Origin of the sequence: Enterococcus lactis (genome assembly GCF_015751045.1) — a bacterium.
Classification (GTDB): Bacteria; Bacillota; Bacilli; order Lactobacillales; family Enterococcaceae; genus Enterococcus_B; species Enterococcus_B lactis.
In genome coordinates this window covers 108,942-129,084 of the sequence record NZ_BNJW01000003.1, presented here as the reverse complement: position 1 = coordinate 129,084, position 20,143 = coordinate 108,942, and the positions used below count along the sequence as shown (strand labels likewise).

Here is a 20,143-nt window from a genome sequence, read left to right as displayed (position 1 = left end):
TATGACAAAAGAAACAATAAAAGAGAAAATTCTCTTTTTCATGGAAAGCAGTCGCAAACATAGTTTTTCTATGGAAGAAATCGCTGAAGGTCTAGGCTTTCAAAAAAGCGATGATTTTAAATTACTAGTACAAACGATTGCTCAAATGGAAAGAGAACAGAGTATCGTTTTCAATAAAAAAGGAAAAGTGAAACTTCCTTTAAAACCAATCTTGGTCGAAGGGACATTTCGGGCAAATGAACGAGGATTTGGATTTGTAACGATTGATCCCGAAGAAGATGATATCTATATCCCAAAAGAAGCGACTGGCTTTGCAATGGATGGGGATACCGTAGCAATTGATATCATGAAGCGAGCAAATACAGATATGGATCGCGGAGCAGAGGGAAAAGTAGTGGAGATTCGAGACCGAGCGACTACTCAGTTAGCCGGAGAATTTGTTGCTTATTCAGACGAAGAGATACAGGAAACGGATCTTTATGGTGTGGTCATCCCGAAAGATAGAAAGCTTAACCAATTCAAAGTGTATGCAGCGGCAGAGGGAGTTCGTCCAGTTGACGGAAGTATTGTACTGATCGAACTGACCCATTACCCTGAAAAAGGGTATGCGACTAGTTTAGAAGGGATAATCAAGCAAGTGATTGGTCATAAGAATGACCCTGGCATGGATATCCTCTCGATTGTCGTGGCTAACGGTATTCCTACAAAATTTCCTGATGATGTGTTGTCTGAGGCAGATGAAGTTCCAGACCAGATCAGCGAAACGGATATTGTTGGACGCAGAGATTTAAGAAATCAGCTCATTGTTACAATTGATGGAGAAGATGCAAAAGATCTAGATGATGCAGTAACGGTAAAAAAATTAGAAAATGGTAATTATTTTCTTGGAGTACACATTGCAGATGTATCTTACTATGTGACGCAAGGCAGTCAACTGGACAGAGAAGCATACGAAAGAGGAACAAGTGTCTATTTGACCGATCGAGTGATTCCGATGATCCCACAACGTTTATCCAATGGTATCTGTTCATTGAATCCCCATGTTCCACGACTCACCATGAGTTGTGAAATGGAGATCGATCCAAATGGACAAGTTGTCTCACATGAGATTTTTCCAAGTGTGATCCAAACAACAGAACGGATGACCTACACAGCTGTCAATCAAATCTTAGAAGATCAAGATGAAGAAACGATGCAACGCTATGCTCAGCTCGTGCCTATGTTCCAAGAAATGGGTGAATTGCATCGAATCCTTGAAACGATGCGAATCAAACGTGGAGCGATTTCTTTTGAGGATCGTGAAGCGAAGATCCTTGTTGATGCTGAAGGACATCCAAATGACATCCAGCTAAGAAGCAGAGGGATAGGTGAACGCTTGATCGAATCCTTTATGCTTGCCGCCAACGAAACAGTAGCTGAACATTATAATAAATTAAATCTTCCGTTTATTTATCGAATCCATGAACAGCCAAAAGAAGAAAAAATGCAGCGCTTCTTTGATTTTGCTTCAGCTTTGGGCATTCTGGTACGAGGAACGAAAGGAACGATTACACCAAAAGATTTACAGCATGTGATCGAAGGAGTAGAAGATAAACCAGAAGCAGCAGTTATCAATACTATGTTGCTAAGAAGTATGCAACAAGCACGCTATTCAGAAGATAATTTTGGACATTATGGCTTAGCAGCAGATTACTACACACATTTTACATCTCCTATTCGACGATATCCCGATCTGATCGTCCATCGGCTGATCCGTTCCTATAGCCAAGATAAAAGTGAAAGCATTCAAAGTTTATGGGCTGAGGAACTTCCTGAAATCGCAGATCATAGTTCTAAGATGGAGCGTCGCGCAGTAGAAACAGAACGTGAAGTAGATGCGATGAAGAAAGCAGAATTCATGATGGACAAAGTGGGAGAAGAATTCGACGGGATCATCAGCTCTGTTGTGAAATTCGGACTGTTTATCGAACTGCCGAATACAGTAGAAGGATTGATCCATATCAATGAATTGAAACAAGACTACTTCCATTTTATTGAAAATCATTTAGCACTTGTTGGTGAAAGAACCGGTCTGACTTTTAAAATCGGACAAAAAGTGCGCGTAAAAGTAGTCAAAGCTGATCCAGATGAACGAGCAGTGGATTTTGAACTCGTTTCCGCAGAAGAGGTCACTGCGTTGGAACGTCCAAAATCACGCAATGGAAAATCTGGAAAACGAGAAGGAAAACAAGCAGGCAAACGCTCAGAAAAAAATGGCAAGAAGAACAAACGATATAGTGATAGTAAGCAAACGTTCGGTAAGAAAAAAGGGAAAAAGCCATTTTACAAAGGTGTCAAAAAGAAGAAAAAGAAAAAATAAAATGAGTTGGAGGAAACAGCTATGCCAAAAGGCGAGGGAAAACTAATTGCACAAAATAAGAAAGCTCGCCATGATTATTCGATCATCGACACGATGGAAGCAGGGATGGTCTTGCAAGGAACGGAGATCAAGTCGATACGAAACAGCCGGATCAATCTGAAAGATGGATTTATTCGCGTCCGCAACGGGGAAGCTTTCTTGCATAATGTTCATATCAGTCCTTATGAACAAGGAAATATTTTTAATCATGATCCGTTGCGCACGAGAAAATTATTATTGCACAAGAAACAAATCGTTCGTCTTGAAAACGAATTGAAAAACACGGGAATCACTGTTGTTCCTTTAAAAGTCTATATTCGTAACGGCTATGCCAAGGTATTGATTGGTCTGGCAAAAGGGAAAAAATCGTATGATAAACGGGAAGATTTGAAACGAAAAGATATCGATCGACAAATTGATCGAACATTAAAAAATTTCTCTAGATAATTTCATTATCCTTTTTCGCATATTCGGTGCTTTTGCTTTTACTTAATGATAAAATTTGTTAGCATTTAATCTGATAAAACATGATTATCACAGGTTTTTTCTTAGATCAGGAGCACCGTGCATGGGGAAAAATTCGCTTCGTTTTTGACTGAAATAAAAAAGTGTCTAATTTTCATGAAAATGTTTTGAATTTTCTGTTTCATGGTGGTATGATACCGTGTGGTTAGAAACCGATTGGAAAAAACCAGATACGCACATTAATTGATTTTATGTGAATTTCGGGGAAAAGAGGTGAAATGGATTGGATGAACGCTCGCTAACGTTCCACATTGGACCAATTTGGTTTGATGGTACAGTTTGTATAATGGTGTTACTGACCTGTTTGATTGTTTTCTTCTTAGCTTACTTTTTTACAAGAAATCTTAAGTTGAAACCAACAGGCAAACAAAATGCGATAGAATGGGTCATTGATTTTAGTCGAGGAATCGTAACAGATAATCTGCCTAGAAAAGAATTGAGCAATTTCCATTTGTTGGCATTTACATTGTTTTTATTTGTTTTTGTTGCAAACAACATCGGTTTAGTAACAAAAATCGTCTTACCTAACGAAACAACACTTTGGAAAAGCCCGACAGCAGACCCGTTTGTTACTTTAACTCTGGCATTTATAATGATCTTACTTACTCACTTATTCGGGGTGAAAAAGTTAGGCTTCAAAGGATATTTCGTAAATTCGTTCTTGAAACCCTATAGTTTTATGTTTCCGATGAAACTGATTGAAGAATTTACAAACTTATTAACACTTGCTTTACGTCTTTATGGGAATATATATGCGGGGGAAGTTTTGCTAACCTTGATTGCAAAAATGATGACAAGCTTAGGCTGGTTCTCATTACCATTAGCAATTCCATTAGAGATGGTCTGGATCGCGTTCTCCTTGTTTATTGGGAGCATCCAAGCATTTGTCTTTGTTACTTTGTCAATGGTTTATATGAGCCATAAGATTGAAGTAGAAGAATAATACTCGGTTAAAAAACAAACTACTATTTATCTATTTTAGGAGGAAAACAATTATGAATTATATCGCAGCAGCAATCGCAATCATGGGAGCAGCAATCGGAGCCGGTTATGGTAACGGTCAAGTTATCTCTAAAACAATCGAATCAATGGCTCGCCAACCTGAAATGTCTGGTCAATTCCGTACAACAATGTTTATCGGGGTAGCTCTAGTTGAAGCTGTTCCTATCTTAGGGGTAGTTATCGCCTTGATTCTAGTTTTTGCTGTTTAATTGAATCAGTATTAAGGCAGAAACAACATCGTTTGTTACTGCTTTTTTACATGGAAACTAGAAATACTCCAAAGAAAGGAAGGCTCGCCTATGCTGAATCAATTGGCAATTGCAGAAGTTGGCAATGCGATGTTAGGTAATATCATCGTTGTCAGCGGCTCATTTTTGATACTACTGGCTCTCTTGAAGCACTTTGCTTGGGGACCAATCAGCGATATTTTGAAAAAACGTGAAGACAAGATCGCCAATGATTTAGATTCTGCAGAACAATCTCGCATCAACTCAGCGAAAATGGAACAAGAACGCGAACAACAATTGTTAGCCTCTCGTTCTGATGCAGCTGATATCATCAAAAATGCGAAAGAAAGTGGAGAATTAAGCCGCCAAAATATTTTGAAGGATGCTCAAGAAGAAGCAGCTCGTCTAAAAAGCAAAGCCCAAGCTGATATCACTGTAGAACGTGATTCAGCGCTAAACTCTGTAAAAGACGACGTTGCAGAACTCTCTCTTCAAATCGCGGAAAAAATCTTGAACAAAGAATTATCTCCAGAAATGCATGAATCATTAATCAATCAATACATTGAAGGTCTAGGTTCTTCAAATGAAACTAGATAAATATACAGTAGGAAGACGTTACGGGAAAGCTTTATTTGAACTGGCGATCGATTCAAATCAAGCAGAAGAAATCTATCAAGATCTCGTAAGTTTACGTCAAATCTATGAACAAGTACCTGGATTAGGAAATATGTTAAGTGATGTTCGTCTAGAACCTCATGAAAAACGAGAAATCATGGACAAGCTTGTCAGCGGTTATGATGGGATCGTTAAAAACTTTTTAGAAGTTGTTTATGAGTATAACCGAATGGATGACCTTTTGTTCATGATCGAAGAATATGAACGTCGATATGATGAACATCAAGGGTTACTATTGGGAAGTGTCACAACAGCAGTCCCACTTTCAGACGAACAACGAATACAATTAGAAAAGAATGTTGCAAAAACAATGGACTATCAATCAGTTGAATTAAAACAAATCGTTGATTCTTCTATTATTGGTGGCGCGATTGTTGAAGCCAACCATCGAGTAATCGACGGAAGCATTCGCACGCAATTAGAAAAAATGCGTAATCAATTAAATAGATAGTACAAAGAGGTAGGTGAATCGAATGGCCATCAAAGCAGAAGAAATTAGTGCCTTGATTAAAGAACAAATTGAAAATTATCAAAACGTGCTTTCAGTCGAAGAAATCGGTACCGTAACTTATGTAGGTGACGGGATCGCTCGTGCACATGGTTTAGAAAACGCGATGAGTGGTGAGTTGCTTGAATTTTCAAACGGCTCATACGGAATGGCGCAAAACTTAGAGTCAAATGATGTAGGTATCATTATCCTTGGCGATTTCGAGTCCATTCGTGAAGGAGATAAAGTAAAACGAACAGGTAAGATCATGGAAGTTCCAGTTGGAGAGGCCTTGATTGGTCGGGTAGTCAATCCGCTAGGTCAACCAATCGACGGACTAGGTGAAATCGTTACTGACAAAGCTCGTCCAGTAGAAGCGATGGCACCAGGCGTTATGCAACGTAAATCTGTTAACGAACCAATGCAAACAGGGCTAAAAGCGATCGACGCCCTTGTGCCAATCGGACGCGGACAACGTGAATTAGTCATCGGTGACCGTAAAACAGGGAAAACTTCTATTGCGATCGATACGATCATCAACCAAAAAGGCCAAGATATGATCTGTATCTATGTAGCAATCGGACAAAAAGATTCTACAGTTCGTACACAAGTTGAAACATTGAAAAAATATGGCGCAATGGATTACACAATCGTTGTGAATGCCGGTGCGTCTCAACCAGCACCATTGCTTTATATCGCACCATATGCTGGTACTGCAATGGGTGAAGAATTCATGTACAATGGTAAACATGTATTGATCATTTTTGATGATCTTTCAAAACAAGCTGTTGCTTATCGTGAACTTTCCTTGCTACTTCGCCGTCCACCAGGTCGTGAAGCTTATCCTGGGGATGTTTTCTACTTGCACTCACGTTTATTAGAACGTGCAGCAAAATTAAGTGATGATCTAGGCGGCGGTTCAATGACTGCTTTGCCATTTGTTGAAACGCAAGCTGGAGATATCTCTGCTTATATCCCAACAAACGTTATTTCAATCACTGACGGACAAATCTTCTTAGAAAGCGACTTGTTCTACGCAGGTACTCGTCCAGCGGTTGATGCCGGACTATCTGTCTCTCGTGTAGGGGGTTCTGCGCAAATCAAAGCAATGAAAAAAGTTGCTGGGACTTTACGTCTAGACTTAGCAAGTTATCGTGAATTAGAAGCATTTACACAATTCGGTTCTGATTTGGATGCGGCAACACAAGCAAAACTAAATCGTGGACGCCGTACAGTAGAAATCTTGAAACAAAAACTGCATGCACCGCTAGCTGTTGAAAAACAAGTAGTGATTTTGTATGCCTTGACACATGGATTCTTGGACAGTATCCCTGTAGACAGTATTTTAGACTTCGAACATGAATTATTCGAATATCTGGATACCAATCATTCAGATATTTTTGAAACAATCCGTACAACAAAAGATCTTCCAGAAGAAGAAACGTTGAACAGTGCGATTCAGGAATATAAAGACATGTTCTTAGCTACAAAAGGAAATAATTCCTCTACAGAAGATAAATTGAAATCCATTCAAAATGCATAGTGAGGTGAGATGAATGGGTGCTTCATTAAATGAAATCAAGACACGTATCGCTTCAACAAAAAAAACGAGCCAAATCACGCGGGCAATGCAGATGGTGTCTGCTTCTAAGTTGACAAAATCTGAAGCTTCTTCACAGAAGTTTCAGGTTTATGCAACAAAAGTAAGAGAAATCGTTACGCATTTGACTGCTACTCAGTTAAATGATATTGCCTCAGAAAATCCTAGAGGGGATATCAATTACAACAGCATGTTGCTCAGCCGTCCTGTGAAGAAAACCGGTTATATCGTCATCACTGCAGATGGCGGTCTGGTCGGTGGATATAACAGTTCGATATTGAAACAAACGATGTCTATTTTAGAAGAAGACCACCAATCACCCGATGATTACGTGATGATCGCAATTGGCGGAACTGGTGCAGACTTCTTTAAAGCACGCGGTATCAACCTAGCATATGAGCTGCGCAATTTATCTGATCAGCCAAGCTTTGATGAAGTCCGCAAAATCGTAAATATGGCAACAACTATGTACCAAAACGAAGTATTCGATGAATTATACGTATGTTATAACCATCATATCAATTCGCTAACTAGTCAGTTTCGTGTAGAAAAAATGCTGCCAATCTCAGACTTAGATCCAGAAGAAGCAACGACTTTCGAACAAGAATATATTTTTGAACCTTCAAAAGAAGAAATCTTGTCTCAGTTATTGCCTCAGTATGCTGAAAGTTTGATCTACGGTGCGATCGTTGACGCCAAAACAGCAGAACATGCTGCTGGTATGACAGCAATGAAAACAGCAACTGATAATGCTGCTAATATCATTGATGAGCTGACGGTTTCTTACAACCGTGCAAGACAAGGGGCTATTACCCAAGAAATTACCGAAATTGTTGCCGGAGCTTCGGCACTAGAATAGTATTGAGATTGGAGGAAAAAAGATGAGTTCAGGCAAGATTGTTCAAGTAATCGGTCCCGTTGTCGACGTGGAATTTTCTTTAGACCAATCCTTACCAGATATCAACAACGCATTAGTTGTTTATAAAAATGACGAAAATAAATCAAAAGTTGTTCTTGAAGCAGCATTAGAATTAGGGGACGGAGTGATCCGAACCATTGCAATGGAATCAACAGATGGTTTACAAAGAGGAATGGAAGTCATTGATACAGGCAAAGCAATCTCTGTTCCTGTAGGTAAAGAAACATTAGGTCGCGTATTCAACGTACTAGGAGATACGATCGATTTAGAAACACCTTTCCCAGAAGATGCGGAAAGAAGCGAAATTCATAAAAAAGCACCAGCCTTTGACGAATTAAGTACAAGTACAGAAATTTTGGAAACAGGGATCAAAGTTATCGACTTGCTTGCCCCATATTTAAAAGGTGGGAAAGTTGGACTATTTGGTGGTGCCGGTGTTGGTAAAACCGTACTGATCCAAGAACTAATCCATAATATCGCCCAAGAACACGGTGGTATTTCTGTATTTACCGGTGTTGGTGAACGTACTCGTGAAGGTAATGACTTGTATTATGAAATGAAAGATTCAGGAGTTATCGAAAAGACAGCCATGGTGTTCGGTCAAATGAACGAACCACCAGGTGCACGTATGCGTGTTGCGTTAACTGGTTTGACGATTGCAGAATATTTCCGTGATGTAGAAGGCCAAGATGTACTGTTGTTCATCGACAATATTTTCCGTTTCACTCAAGCTGGATCTGAAGTATCAGCCTTGTTAGGACGGATGCCTTCTGCGGTTGGTTATCAACCAACATTGGCAACAGAAATGGGTCAATTGCAAGAACGTATCACATCTACGAAAAAAGGTTCGATTACATCGATCCAAGCCATCTATGTGCCAGCCGATGACTACACTGACCCGGCGCCGGCAACAGCATTCGCCCATTTGGATGCGACAACCAACTTGGAACGTAAATTAACAGAACAAGGGATTTATCCAGCGGTAGATCCATTGGCTTCTTCTTCAAGTGCTTTAGCACCTGAAATCGTGGGAGAAGAACACTATAAAGTAGCAACAGAAGTCCAACACGTATTGCAACGATATCGCGAATTACAAGATATTATTGCTATCTTAGGTATGGATGAATTATCCGATCAGGAAAAAGTGTTAGTTTCTCGTGCCCGCAGAGTCCAATTCTTCTTGTCACAAAACTTTAACGTGGCTGAACAATTTACTGGTCTTCCAGGTTCTTATGTTCCTGTAGAAGAAACAGTGAAAGGATTCCGCGAAATCTTGGAAGGCAAATACGATGATCTTCCTGAAGAAGCTTTCCGAAGTGTTGGCCGAATCGAAGACGTCGTAGAAAAAGCGAAAACACTAGGCTACTAGAAAGGGGTGCCCCATGGATCAATATTTAACAGTAAATGTGGTAACTCCTGCCGGTTTGGTCTATGATCACCATGCAGCTATCGTCGTCGCACGTACGACAGCTGGTGAGCTTGGGATTTTGCCTAAACATGCACCGATCATCGTTCCTTTGACGATTGATGAAGTTCGTGTAAAACGGACAGATTCAGATACCCATGTCGATTGGATTGCTGTGAATGGCGGAATCATGGAAGTGCGTGATAATGTTGTTTCAATCGTTGCTGATAGTGCGGAACGTGAACGGGATATCGATGTATCTCGTGCGGAACGTGCAAAACAACGTGCAGAACGCCAGATCGAAGAAGCAAAAGCAAAACAAGATACGAACGAATTGAAGCGGGCAACTGTTGCGTTGCATCGAGCAATCAATCGTATTAAAGTATCTAAGCACTCATAAAATGAGAAGCGGATGTTTATCCGTGTATCAGAGGTCGTGAGCCTGCCATTCAGCTCCGAGGTCACAAGGAACAAATTAAAAAAAACAGGTTCTCATGTTTGATGAATATTGTGGCTTGTGACCGAGGAGTTGGCAGGAGAACACCGTTTATTTAGAATAAAGGACTGAGACAAGACTTTTGTCTCAGTCTCTTTTTTTGCATATTTTTTCCCTTATTTCCTAAAAATGTAAGGGTATTCCTCTATTTTTAAGTATACTTGTTTTTCCTTTTATACATTTTATGGTATTATCATTTTATTAGTTATTATAAAAACAACTGTTAGAAAGGACGTCATTATGCAAGTATACGGAATTGATGCGATACTTCGAATCGTGAGTCATTTGGCGTTTATCTACTTAGCCTTCTGGTCTTTACGTTCGTTACGCATTGAGACTTTTTTTAGACCAATGCATAATACGCAAATTAGAATGGCAATCGTACTTTTTTCAATTTTTTTAGGGTACACTGCAAGTAATTTTTTCTTAGAAGTTATCGCTTTATGCCGAAATCTTTTCGTTAGCCTGTAAATTTTAAAAAAAGGTACTATTTTAAAAGCAAGGGTGTTATAATAGAAAAGATTTTGAGTAAGTGTATGCTCATTGGAATTTTTTGGAGGGAACAACAACATGGAAGAGATCATCGTAAGAGGTGGCAATCAATTAAATGGAACAGTAAGAATTGAAGGAGCTAAAAATGCTGTATTGCCTATTTTAGCTGCCAGTTTGTTAGCAGAAGAAGGTATTACGACATTAGACAACGTTCCGATTCTTTCTGATGTCTTCACTATGAATCAAGTGATTCGTTACTTAAATGTAGATGTAGATTTTGATGAACAAAAGAATCAAGTAACAATCGACGCTTCAAGACAATTAGAGATCGAAGCGCCTTATGAATATGTTAGTCAAATGCGTGCTTCAATCGTTGTGATGGGACCGCTACTTGCTAGAAATGGACATGCAAAAGTGGCTATGCCTGGTGGATGTGCGATTGGTAAACGCCCAATCGATTTACATTTAAAAGGATTTCAAGCTTTAGGAGCAAAAATTATTCAAAAAAACGGCTATATTGAAGCAATTGCAGATGAATTGATCGGTAACACGATTTATTTAGATTTTCCTAGTGTAGGTGCTACTCAAAATATCATGATGGCTGCCGTAAAAGCAAAAGGAACAACCATCATTGAAAACGTAGCTCGCGAACCAGAAATCGTTGATTTAGCAAATATTTTAAATAAAATGGGTGCTCATGTCTATGGAGCGGGTACTGAAACAATGCGTATCGAAGGCGTTGATCATTTACATGCAGTCAACCATTCAATCGTACAAGATCGTATCGAAGCTGGTACCTTTATGGTCGCTGCTGCAATGACAGAAGGCAATGTACTGATTGCTGATGCTATCTCTGAACATAACCGCCCATTGATTTCTAAATTGATCGAAATGGGTGCAGAAATCATTGAAGAAGAAGGCGGAATCCGTGTCATCGGACCAAAACATATCTTACCTACAGATGTAAAAACGATGCCTCATCCTGGTTTCCCTACAGATATGCAAGCTCAAATGACAGCCATCCAATTAGTGGCAGAAGGTACAAGCGTAGTAACTGAAACAGTTTTTGAAAATCGGTTCCAACATTTAGAAGAAATGCGCCGTATGAACGCCCACGTCAAAATCGATGGAAATGTAGCAATCATGGATGGAAACCATGAATTGCAAGGTGCGGAAGTGTATGCAACAGACTTGCGTGCAGCAGCAGCATTAGTTTTAGCTGGCTTGAAAGCAAATGGAATCACACGTGTCCGTAACTTGAATTATCTAGATCGTGGCTATTATAACTTCCATATCAAACTACAAAAATTAGGTGCAGATGTTGAACGTGTAGACATGGATCAAACTCCTGCTGAAAAAACAGCACAAACGATTGCATAAGGAAGTGGCTGAATGAGTAACCAACGATATATCTTATTAACTCTGATAAAGATTTTAGTGGTGATCTTATTACTTATCCTTCTTTTTGTAGCCGGAACGATGATTGGATATGGCGTCATCGGTGGTGGCAATCCATTTAAAGTATTTCAACCAAGCTTGTGGATTCATATTCGAGACTTTTTTCATTGATAATTAATTACGGTGGTTCTAGTCGATAGGAAATGAGCTATGAAGCAGCATAGGATAAAAGAAAACAGAAGGGAACGTTGACTTTAGTCGCGATCCCTTTTTTTAGTAAAAGAAAAGAAGGAATCTAGTTGATGAAGAAGATATTGATTTATTTAGTTAGAGGATATCAGCGCTTTATTTCGCCTGCATTTCCTCCTAGTTGCCGCTATTATCCAACCTGTTCTAATTATATGATAAAAGCAATTCAAACTCATGGTGCGCTAAAAGGGACGGTAATGGGAACGGCTCGGATCTTACGCTGTCATCCCTTTGTCAAAGGCGGTATTGACTATGTACCTTTGACCTTTCAATTAACGAGAAATAAGAAAGATAAAAAAGAACCAGATTATGAAAAGGTTGTGAAAAATACGGGTAGCACTGAACAATAAAGAAATAATTTGGAAAATAGCTTCCCATATTTTGCAAAATTGTGAGTTATTGTCGAAGCGCTGGATTTTGAACACCGTCAAAAAAGATTGTGAAAAATACGGGGAGTACTGGGCAATAAAGAAAAGAGAGAGTGACTATCAAAGCAACGACTTCATGACTACATATATGGAGGTCAAAAATGATCGAAGAACTCAATAAGATAGATTTACCATGGTCCTTGTTATTAGATGCAGATCCTGATAAAGAAAAAGTTCAGGTATATGTTTCAAAGGGGAACGGCTGGATATGGAAAGAAAAAGAAAAAACAATAGGTATACTGATCTATATAGTAAGGGAAAAAGAATTCGAAATCGTTAACGTAGCTGTAGAACCTTCGCATCAAGGAAAAGGGATTGGTGGGAAACTCCTTGAGACAGCTTTTCAGGAGCTTTCACAGCTCGCTTCCAGTCAAACTCAGATCATCATACGAACCGGCAGTACTAGCAGTGCTGCGTTACATCTCTATCAAAAAATGGGCTATGTGGAGGTTGGTCGAGTCAAAGACTATTTTATCCATCATTATTCTAAACCGATTTTTGAGAACGGAGAACATTTGCGAGATCAAGTGATTTTAGCAATTCACTTACACAAAACCAGCTTTAACGAATAGACTTGTGATCCGAGAAAATGCTTTCAAATACTAAACATATACATTACAATAGCTTTAGCAAGCAAAAAGGAGAATATGTTTATGGGGATATTAGTTTTTGATTTTGGCGGGTCGGCTGTCAAATATGGTTGTTGGGATAGTAAAGATGTCAAAGGCAAGGGCCAATTTGCAACGCCCGAATCTTGGGAAGAGATGAAAGCGCAATTATTACAAGTCTATAAAGACATGTGTCTTTCTTTTGAGATTGAAGGAATTGGGATCAGCTCACCTGGAGTAGTGAATAATGAGAAACAGGTAATTGAGGGAATCAGTGCGATCCCTTATATTCATGGCTTTAATATTTTTAGAGATTTGGAAACTTTGTTTCAACTTCCGGTAACGATTGAAAATGACGCCAACTGTGCCGGAATGGCTGAGTTTTATGAAGGAGCTGCTCGTGATTATCAAGATGTTGCTTTTGTCGTGGTAGGAACTGGGATTGGTGGGGCGATGTTCACGAAAGGCCAAATCAATAAAGGTGCACATCTTTATGGTGGAGAGTTCGGTTTGATGTTCTTAGAGGGCGATCAGACATTTAGTAAACTTGGTACAGCCGTACAGATGGCTTGGCGGTATTGTGAACGCAAAGGAGTCGATAAGAATACTTATACCGGAAAAGACGTCTTTGAATTAGCAGAAACTGGGGATGAAATAGCAAAAGAAGAAGTTGAGAGCTTTTATACGTACCTTGCAAAAGGTTTATTCAGTATCCAATTTTCATTCGATCCGGAAGTTATCGTATTAGGCGGTGGCGTTTCTGCAAAGGATGGGCTCATCGATGAGATCCAAAGTAGAATGAAGAAGTTGACAGATCAATTCGACCTGCATGATTTCGAGCCACAGATCCTATTGTGTGAATACAGAAACGATGCTAACCTTGTAGGCGCAGCGGCCAACTATATCGCTATAGGTCAAGGGGAGAATTAAAAGCTTTAGAGAAGTCACTTCTTGCATAAAAGAAGATGAAATGGACAAGAGATTTTTGCCTAAGGAATGTTTTATTGGCTGCAATATGATAAAATGTCTGAGAGGTGAAAATGATGTCAAAAAAAAATAAAGATATTGAAGTACGTATCGAAGAAGTAAAAAAAGATATCAAAGGTAAGAATTATGAAGTCACTCAGTTATTTATAGGAAAAAAAATGATTGGTGAAATTTTAGCCTATGGACCAAAAGAATATGAAATTTTCTTTGGTGAAGAAGATTTTGGAAAAGAAAAAAGTCTTGAAAACGCGATAGAAACAGTGATTCGTCACTGGAATCTGCACGAATAAAAAAATATCAAAAAAACTTTCAATAAAGGGTTGCAAAAATCTGGAAAATTAGGTATTATAACTAAGTCAGGTTGATACAAACCTTTCGGAGGAGTAGCGAAGTGGCTAAACGCGACGGACTGTAAATCCGTTCCTTAGGGTTCAGTGGTTCGAATCCACTCTCCTCCATTTCATTGGGGTATAGCCAAGCGGTAAGGCAAGGGACTTTGACTCCCTCATGCGTTGGTTCGAATCCAGCTACCCCAGTATAGCACAACCGTAGGCTCTCGTAAGTTCGAGAGCTCTTTTTTTGCTTTGCTACCTTGTTCCTTGAAGATTCTGTCAAATTAAGATAGAGTTAAGTTAACAAAAAAAATTGGAGGGGTCAAAATGAAGTGGAAAGAAAAAGTAGACGAAGCAGCTGAAAAGTTATATGACTTGGTCAAATCAGAAAAATACGATATCGAAGTGAACATTCCTAAAAAAGGTGAAAAAGCAGTCCATGTAAAATCAAAACGCCCAACGAATCATACCAAAAAATGGATGGCTAAAAACCGCTAATAATAACAAAAGATCCATAAATCGGCATTTTCAGCGATTATAGGGTCTTTTGTTATTTTCTCAATAGGACATATCTAGAAAATGAATTCTATTAATAGGAATGGGAAGAAGGATTTGTACCTACATCATCTGTTTATGGATAGAATCCTTTATCTTTTTCAGTTGTGAATCAGGTATATACCAGTTATAATAGAAGAAACGAAAGGACGGGTGTACGTTATGTCGAATCAATTACCTGTATATATACAGATTCATGACCAATTAAAAAATGAAATCGAACAAGGTATATGGAAAGTCGGAGACCGTCTTCCTTCAGAAAGAGAATTAGCAGTGAAATTCAATGTCAGCCGTATGACGTTGAGACAAGCAATTCAAAACTTGGCAGATGAAGGAATCTTAGAAAGAAAGATCGGTTCGGGTACATATGTTGCGCGAGAAAAAGTACAAGAAAAGATGTCTGGCGCGACAAGTTTTACAGAAATCATGGAATCGCAAAATAGAGTACCTTCTAGTCGAACAATCTCTTACTTTTTGACTTCGCCAAGCTCAAGTGAAATGGAAAAACTAAACTTGAGTAAAGATGACACGATCTTGCGAATGGAGCGTATTCGTTATGCAGATGATGTCCCTATTTGTTTTGAAGTAGCCAGTGTTCCGCAAAAGCTGATCGATGGCTACAGCAAAGCAGAGATTACTGAATCGCTGTATCGCACATTAGAAGAAAAAGGCGGGAAAAAAATCGGTCCAGCGAATCAAACGATTACTGCTGTATTGGCTTCTGAGAAAATCGCAGACTATTTAGAGGTGAAACGAGGAGATGCCGTTCTTCGTTTGCGTCAGATTTCCTATTTTGAAGATGGTACGCCATTTGAGTATGTGCGTACGCAATATGTAGGAAATCGTTTTGAGTTTTATTTGGAAAAATAAAAAACAGGTGATCCCTGATTCCTTATTCGAAAAAAAGAGAATCAGAATCACCTGTTTTTATCTATGATCAGTTATCAGTTGCTCGTGATAAGAAACAGGACCTTCTTCAAATTGGACTTGTCCGTTCAGCAGCTCAATGATGGATTCTTTAAAGCTGTCAGCATTTTTTTCATCCACTGCACAGATGACGATGACTTGATCAGTGTATTGGATTTCTTTTATGAAAAAATGCTGTAGTTCAAGATAATTTTGTAATTTTCCTAGTTGCGGATACGTGATCACTACGGAGATCTCCTGTTGCAAGGTACCTTCTACGATTCCAATGTCGGACAATGCTTGAGAGACCGCATGAGTGTATGCACGTATCAATCCGCCCGTGCCGAGTTTCGTTCCTCCAAAATATCGAGTGACTACTGCAGCTACATTGATCAGTTGATTTTTTTTGAGGACTTCCAACATCGGTACGCCCGCCGTTCCACTTGGTTCGCCATCATCGCTGCTACGTTGGATCTCATTTTTTTCGCCAATGACGAAGGCGCTGCAGTTATGGTTTGCTTTCCAATGTTCTTTTTTGATTTCTTGGATGAAGTTTTTCGCTTCTTCTTCTGATTCTATTCGTTTAAGAGAACAGATAAAGCGTGATTTCTTGATTTCAATCTCACTTTGTCCATTTTCTTTGATTGTACGATAACGTTCGATCATCTTGTCACCTCTTTTTTTCGGTTGCTTTATTCAGTATAAAGAAAGTTCTAGGTTGTTTCAACACTATAACGGTTGCGCAATTACTGTAGTATGCGATAATAAAGACAAAGGCAGGTGGATCCGGGGATGAAGGAACGAATGAAAAAGTATGATGCAATTACGCATTATTTGAAGAACAACGGCGGCTCCCAAGTAACATTAACCTTTACCCAATTTGATGAACTGTTGTTTCCCAGTAACGGACTTCCCAAAACAGCCAGGGAAAGCACAGATTGGTGGGCAAATGACTATAGACATCCAGAAAAGGGTGCCTACGGCTGGTTAAATGCAGGCTATGAAGTAGTGGTCATCAATTTGGATAAAGAATATGTCGTATTCAATAAATTAGTGAAATCTAGCTGGCTATTTGATTAAATAAACCGTGTTTAGAAAACGTTGACAAATTTCTTTCTTTTTATATAATAGAGTAACAAACGCTAAGAAAACGTTTGCGTAGTCTGTTTTAAAAAGGAGAGAAAAGTATGGCTAAAAAAACAATCATGCTTGTATGTTCGGCTGGTATGAGCACAAGTTTGCTAGTAACAAAAATGCAAAAAGCTGCGGAAGCAAAAGGAATCGATTCTGATATTTTCGCTGTGTCAGCTTCTGATGCAGATAATAATCTTGCAAATAAAGATGTAGATGTACTGTTATTAGGACCTCAAGTTCGCTTTATGAAAGCTGATTTTGAAAAACGTCTGGAACCAAAAGGCATTCCTTTAGACGTCATCAATATGGCTGATTATGGAATGATGAATGGCGAAAAAGTATTAGACCAAGCAATTACATTGATTGGTGAATAAATAGATTATATAGAACTATCAAACAAGCAATCAAAAAAAAGATTGCTTGTTTTTTCGTATATTTTTTTAGGGCGAATGATATGAATCATTTTTGGGGCAGAAGGCTTCTTACGAGAGAGATTGAAGCAATGGATTGTGAGGAGGGAAACTTACCAAATTATGAGAAGATCGCAGCAGTAGAACGTTTAGGTAACAGGATTCTTTGTCATCGTTGTGGAGTGAAAAAGCCTTTCTTTGAGGGACAGCTTGCAGACTATGGCTATTTTTGCATACATTGCCTGTCTTTAGGGCGATGCGACAGTCAACAAGAGTTATATTTATTTGATCAGCCAAAAGCAGAATCTCGAGAAGTCGTCTTTTCTTGGACAGGACAGCTTACTGAAAAACAAACGGAAATCGCAGATAGGATACTTTATCATTCAGAAAAAAGACACCATCTTATTTGGGCAGTAACAGGTGCAGGAAAAACAGAAATGCTTTATCCGATTTTAGTGAAAACGTTAAAAGCTGGAGGAAGAGTAGCCATTTGTACACCGCGAATCGACGTTTGTAATGAATTGTTTTTACGTTATCGTCCTGTTTTTCCAGAAGAAACAATCATGTTACTCCATGGGAATACAACAACAGCTTATACCTTTAGTTCTTTTGTTATCTGTACGATTCATCAACTATATCGTTTTTATCGATCCTTTGACTTATTAGTAATTGATGAGATTGATGCTTTTCCTTATAGCGGGGATGCTGGGCTAGCTCACGCTGTGCAAACAGCAATCAAATCAGACGGTCGATTCATCTACTTAAGCGCCACGCCTGAGGAAAAGTTACTAAAGGAAATCAAGCAGACATTTGAGATCCACAAACTTGCCTTGCGCTTTCATCGGCGCTTGCTTCCTGAACCCGTACTTGTTTTCATGAATAATTGGCGACAAAAATGTGGGAACAAAAAGAAAATCAACTCTTTGGTGCGGATCATTCAGCAACTAATCAAAGAAAACCATATCCTTTTATTTTGTCCAAGTATTACGATGATGCATCGTTTAAAAGTCACACTGCAAGAAGCTTTTCCAGAATATGAGATAACAGATGTTTCTTCACAAGACGATCAACGGGCAAAGAAAGTTCAGAAAATGCGAGAAGCAACATACGAGATACTGTTAACCACGATGATCCTAGAACGAGGAGTCACATTTGAAAGAATCTCTGTCATCGTTTTAGGAGCAGATCATCCAGTTTTTACTAAATCCTCTTTGGTGCAAATCGCAGGAAGAGCCGATCGTAAAGGTCCTTATACGAACAGTCGAGTCTATTTTTTCTATGAAGAAAAAACTTCAGCTATTCGAAAAGCCTGTCAGGAAATCAAAGAAATGAACGAAGAAGGGAAGAAGATGCTGTGAGATGTAGTTGCTGCAGTAAAGACATCATCCAAAATTTAACATTCAGCGAGATCATCGGTGTGTCGAAATATAGACTTCCTCAGACCTGTTCAGTTTGCCGCGCACAATTCCATTTATTGGAAGCAAAAGGTTGTGCAGGTTGTCAAAAACCAATCCATTTGACATACGAGGAGACGAAAAAGAAAGCAAAGACTAGTTTCGTTTTCTGCAACGACTGTCAAGAATGGAAGAAGAAATATCCTGCATATGATTTTCAACACCGCGCCTTTTTTACGTACGATGAAAAAATGCAGGCTTGGATCAATCGGTACAAGTTTATGGGAGACATCCGATTAGCAGGGACTTTTGCATATAAATGGACTCAGATAAAAAAAGATTACCCGGCATATATTTATTGTCCAATACCTTTATCTGAAAAAAGGTGGCTAGAAAGAGGATTCAATCAAGTAAGCGAGATGTTGAAAGCAGCAAAAATTCCTTTTCAGATGCTGCTCAAAAGAGAGCAACATCTGCTTGCTCAAGCAAAAAACACGCGAAAGGAAAGATTGGAGATGCCTCAGCCTTTTGAGCTTGCTGTACCTCTTTCTAAGATACAACATAAAAAAATATTGATTATTGACGATGTCTATACAACAGGTCAGACACTTTTTCATGCAGCAGATTGCTTGCAGACCGCACAGCCAAAAATCATCCGAACCATTTCTTTGGCAAGATGAATCAGATGTGGAAATTTGATAGCGATTTAATTTGCAAATAACTTAGAGTTCGATATAATAGAATTAAGAAGAGGGAAAGAGTGGTCCTTCTCCTTCTTGATTGTGGTAGACGAAAGGGGTAATTTTTATGTTTAGATATAATGTACGCGGCGAAAATATCGAAGTAACTGAAGCGATTCGCGACTACGTTGAGAAAAAAGTAGGCAAACTAGAACGCTATTTCAGTGACGCACCCGATGCTACGGCGCATGTGAACTTAAAAGTTTATACAGAAAAAACAGCAAAAGTGGAAGTAACGATCCCATTACCTTATCTTGTATTACGTGCCGAAGAAACTTCTCCAGATCTATACGCAAGTATCGATTTGGTTGTTGACAAATTGGAACGCCAAATCCGCAAATTCAAAACAAAAATCAATCGTAAATCCCGTGAAACGGGCATGAATACTGCAGATGCTGCTGTTTTATTCAATGGAGAGGAAGAAAACGAAAACGATTCTGAATTAGATATCGTACGTACAAAACGCCTTTCATTGAAACCAATGGACAGTGAAGAAGCAGTCTTACAAATGAACATGCTGGGACATAACTTCTTTATTTTTGAAGATGCAGAAACAAATGGTACAAGTATCGTTTACCGCCGAAAAGATGGAAAATACGGATTGATCGAAACAGACTGATCATCCATACTTAAATAACATCAAAAACTTGCAGCAGCTGTCAATAGCTGCCGCAAGTTTTTTTGAGTTCGTCTCTTTTTTAGTTAAAATATGAATAAATTATGAAGTTCTTACTTTAATACGATTAAGATATTTCAATTATCTATAACTAATGATA

Annotated in this window: 25 protein-coding genes and 2 tRNA genes; 26 read left to right on the top strand and 1 reads right to left on the bottom strand. The window is 38.9% G+C overall.

Translation table 11 applies throughout. The annotated features are described in order from the left end of the window. Position 1: 1 nt before the first annotated feature. From rnr to KFO35_RS02460, 21 genes are all read left to right on the top strand, one after another. Complete coding sequence (rnr, locus tag KFO35_RS02560; RefSeq protein ID WP_002342838.1) at positions 2–2,359, top strand: ribonuclease R; 2,358 nt, start codon at positions 2–4, stop codon at positions 2,357–2,359. 21 nt (positions 2,360–2,380) lie between these two features. Next, on the top strand, positions 2,381–2,845 hold the full coding sequence (gene smpB / locus KFO35_RS02555; protein ID WP_002292799.1) for an SsrA-binding protein SmpB: 465 nt from the start codon (positions 2,381–2,383) through the stop codon (positions 2,843–2,845). 301 nt (positions 2,846–3,146) lie between these two features. Beyond that, positions 3,147–3,866 carry a F0F1 ATP synthase subunit A gene (gene atpB / locus KFO35_RS02550; RefSeq protein ID WP_002300474.1) on the top strand — a complete coding sequence of 240 codons (720 nt, stop codon included), beginning with the start codon at positions 3,147–3,149 and terminating at the stop codon, positions 3,864–3,866. Positions 3,867–3,918: 52 nt separating this feature from the next. Beyond that, positions 3,919–4,134 carry an ATP synthase F0 subunit C gene (atpE, locus tag KFO35_RS02545; RefSeq protein WP_002292797.1) on the top strand — a complete coding sequence of 72 codons (216 nt, stop codon included), beginning with the start codon at positions 3,919–3,921 and terminating at the stop codon, positions 4,132–4,134. 90 nt (positions 4,135–4,224) lie between these two features. Further along, the gene (atpF, locus tag KFO35_RS02540; protein ID WP_002292796.1) at positions 4,225–4,749 is read left to right on the top strand and encodes a F0F1 ATP synthase subunit B; all 525 of its coding nucleotides are present in this window, start codon (positions 4,225–4,227) and stop codon (positions 4,747–4,749) included. After that, complete coding sequence (locus KFO35_RS02535) at positions 4,736–5,278, top strand: F0F1 ATP synthase subunit delta (protein WP_002292794.1); 543 nt, start codon at positions 4,736–4,738, stop codon at positions 5,276–5,278. The genes atpF and KFO35_RS02535 overlap by 14 nt, the downstream gene beginning before the upstream one ends. Positions 5,279–5,300: 22 nt before the next feature. Continuing rightward, the gene (gene atpA / locus KFO35_RS02530; protein WP_002292793.1) at positions 5,301–6,857 is read left to right on the top strand and encodes a F0F1 ATP synthase subunit alpha; all 1,557 of its coding nucleotides are present in this window, start codon (positions 5,301–5,303) and stop codon (positions 6,855–6,857) included. Positions 6,858–6,870: 13 nt separating this feature from the next. Further along, positions 6,871–7,773 carry a F0F1 ATP synthase subunit gamma gene (locus tag KFO35_RS02525; RefSeq protein WP_002292792.1) on the top strand — a complete coding sequence of 301 codons (903 nt, stop codon included), beginning with the start codon at positions 6,871–6,873 and terminating at the stop codon, positions 7,771–7,773. A gap of 22 nt (positions 7,774–7,795) precedes the next feature. Further along, the gene (atpD, locus tag KFO35_RS02520) at positions 7,796–9,202 is read left to right on the top strand and encodes a F0F1 ATP synthase subunit beta (RefSeq protein ID WP_002289006.1); all 1,407 of its coding nucleotides are present in this window, start codon (positions 7,796–7,798) and stop codon (positions 9,200–9,202) included. Between the two features lie 13 nt (positions 9,203–9,215). Further along, the gene (locus tag KFO35_RS02515) at positions 9,216–9,638 is read left to right on the top strand and encodes a F0F1 ATP synthase subunit epsilon (RefSeq protein ID WP_002289005.1); all 423 of its coding nucleotides are present in this window, start codon (positions 9,216–9,218) and stop codon (positions 9,636–9,638) included. A gap of 336 nt (positions 9,639–9,974) precedes the next feature. Next, positions 9,975–10,205 carry a DUF1146 family protein gene (locus tag KFO35_RS02510; protein WP_002300479.1) on the top strand — a complete coding sequence of 77 codons (231 nt, stop codon included), beginning with the start codon at positions 9,975–9,977 and terminating at the stop codon, positions 10,203–10,205. 99 nt (positions 10,206–10,304) lie between these two features. Continuing rightward, positions 10,305–11,606 carry a UDP-N-acetylglucosamine 1-carboxyvinyltransferase gene (gene murA / locus KFO35_RS02505; RefSeq protein WP_070704330.1) on the top strand — a complete coding sequence of 434 codons (1,302 nt, stop codon included), beginning with the start codon at positions 10,305–10,307 and terminating at the stop codon, positions 11,604–11,606. Positions 11,607–11,618: 12 nt separating this feature from the next. After that, positions 11,619–11,795 (top strand): DNA-directed RNA polymerase subunit beta, encoded by a 177-nt coding sequence (locus tag KFO35_RS02500; RefSeq protein ID WP_002292789.1) that lies wholly within the window; start codon positions 11,619–11,621, stop codon positions 11,793–11,795. Positions 11,796–11,926: 131 nt separating this feature from the next. Continuing rightward, positions 11,927–12,223 (top strand): membrane protein insertion efficiency factor YidD, encoded by a 297-nt coding sequence (gene yidD / locus KFO35_RS02495; RefSeq protein WP_002308581.1) that lies wholly within the window; start codon positions 11,927–11,929, stop codon positions 12,221–12,223. A gap of 179 nt (positions 12,224–12,402) precedes the next feature. Then, complete coding sequence (locus KFO35_RS02490; RefSeq protein WP_070873132.1) at positions 12,403–12,873, top strand: GNAT family N-acetyltransferase; 471 nt, start codon at positions 12,403–12,405, stop codon at positions 12,871–12,873. 81 nt (positions 12,874–12,954) lie between these two features. Then, positions 12,955–13,839 (top strand): ROK family protein, encoded by an 885-nt coding sequence (locus KFO35_RS02485; protein WP_002308583.1) that lies wholly within the window; start codon positions 12,955–12,957, stop codon positions 13,837–13,839. Positions 13,840–13,949: 110 nt separating this feature from the next. Continuing rightward, a complete protein-coding gene (locus tag KFO35_RS02480; protein ID WP_002316425.1) occupies positions 13,950–14,186 on the top strand; it encodes a DUF2969 domain-containing protein in 237 nt (78 codons plus the stop codon). An 87-nt stretch (positions 14,187–14,273) separates the two neighbouring features. After that, positions 14,274–14,354, top strand: a tRNA-Tyr gene (locus tag KFO35_RS02475). A 6-nt stretch (positions 14,355–14,360) separates the two neighbouring features. Further along, positions 14,361–14,432 (top strand) — tRNA-Gln (locus KFO35_RS02470). Positions 14,433–14,555: 123 nt separating this feature from the next. Continuing rightward, positions 14,556–14,726: a hypothetical protein gene (locus tag KFO35_RS02465; RefSeq protein WP_002292784.1), complete on the top strand. Its 171-nt coding sequence runs from the start codon at positions 14,556–14,558 to the stop codon at positions 14,724–14,726. A 219-nt stretch (positions 14,727–14,945) separates the two neighbouring features. Further along, positions 14,946–15,653 (top strand): GntR family transcriptional regulator, encoded by a 708-nt coding sequence (locus KFO35_RS02460; protein ID WP_070873128.1) that lies wholly within the window; start codon positions 14,946–14,948, stop codon positions 15,651–15,653. A 57-nt stretch (positions 15,654–15,710) separates the two neighbouring features. On the opposite strand, the gene KFO35_RS02455 is transcribed toward KFO35_RS02460, so the two are convergent. Next, positions 15,711–16,355, bottom strand: coding sequence for a YigZ family protein (locus KFO35_RS02455; RefSeq protein WP_002308585.1), 645 nt, complete (start codon positions 16,353–16,355; stop codon positions 15,711–15,713). Between the two features lie 126 nt (positions 16,356–16,481). Here KFO35_RS02455 and KFO35_RS02450 point away from each other — a divergent pair, with 126 nt between their 5' ends. From KFO35_RS02450 to hpf, 5 genes are all read left to right on the top strand, one after another. Then, positions 16,482–16,769, top strand: coding sequence for a DUF7662 domain-containing protein (locus tag KFO35_RS02450; RefSeq protein ID WP_002292779.1), 288 nt, complete (start codon positions 16,482–16,484; stop codon positions 16,767–16,769). Positions 16,770–16,876: 107 nt separating this feature from the next. After that, a complete protein-coding gene (locus KFO35_RS02445; protein ID WP_002292778.1) occupies positions 16,877–17,197 on the top strand; it encodes a PTS sugar transporter subunit IIB in 321 nt (106 codons plus the stop codon). Positions 17,198–17,277: 80 nt separating this feature from the next. Further along, positions 17,278–18,591 carry a DEAD/DEAH box helicase family protein gene (locus KFO35_RS02440; RefSeq protein WP_070873126.1) on the top strand — a complete coding sequence of 438 codons (1,314 nt, stop codon included), beginning with the start codon at positions 17,278–17,280 and terminating at the stop codon, positions 18,589–18,591. Further along, a complete protein-coding gene (locus tag KFO35_RS02435; protein WP_002313494.1) occupies positions 18,588–19,307 on the top strand; it encodes a ComF family protein in 720 nt (239 codons plus the stop codon). The genes KFO35_RS02440 and KFO35_RS02435 overlap by 4 nt, the downstream gene beginning before the upstream one ends. 127 nt (positions 19,308–19,434) lie before the next feature. After that, on the top strand, positions 19,435–19,986 hold the full coding sequence (hpf, locus tag KFO35_RS02430) for a ribosome hibernation-promoting factor, HPF/YfiA family (RefSeq protein WP_002292771.1): 552 nt from the start codon (positions 19,435–19,437) through the stop codon (positions 19,984–19,986). The last annotated feature ends 157 nt before the right edge of the window (positions 19,987–20,143 follow it).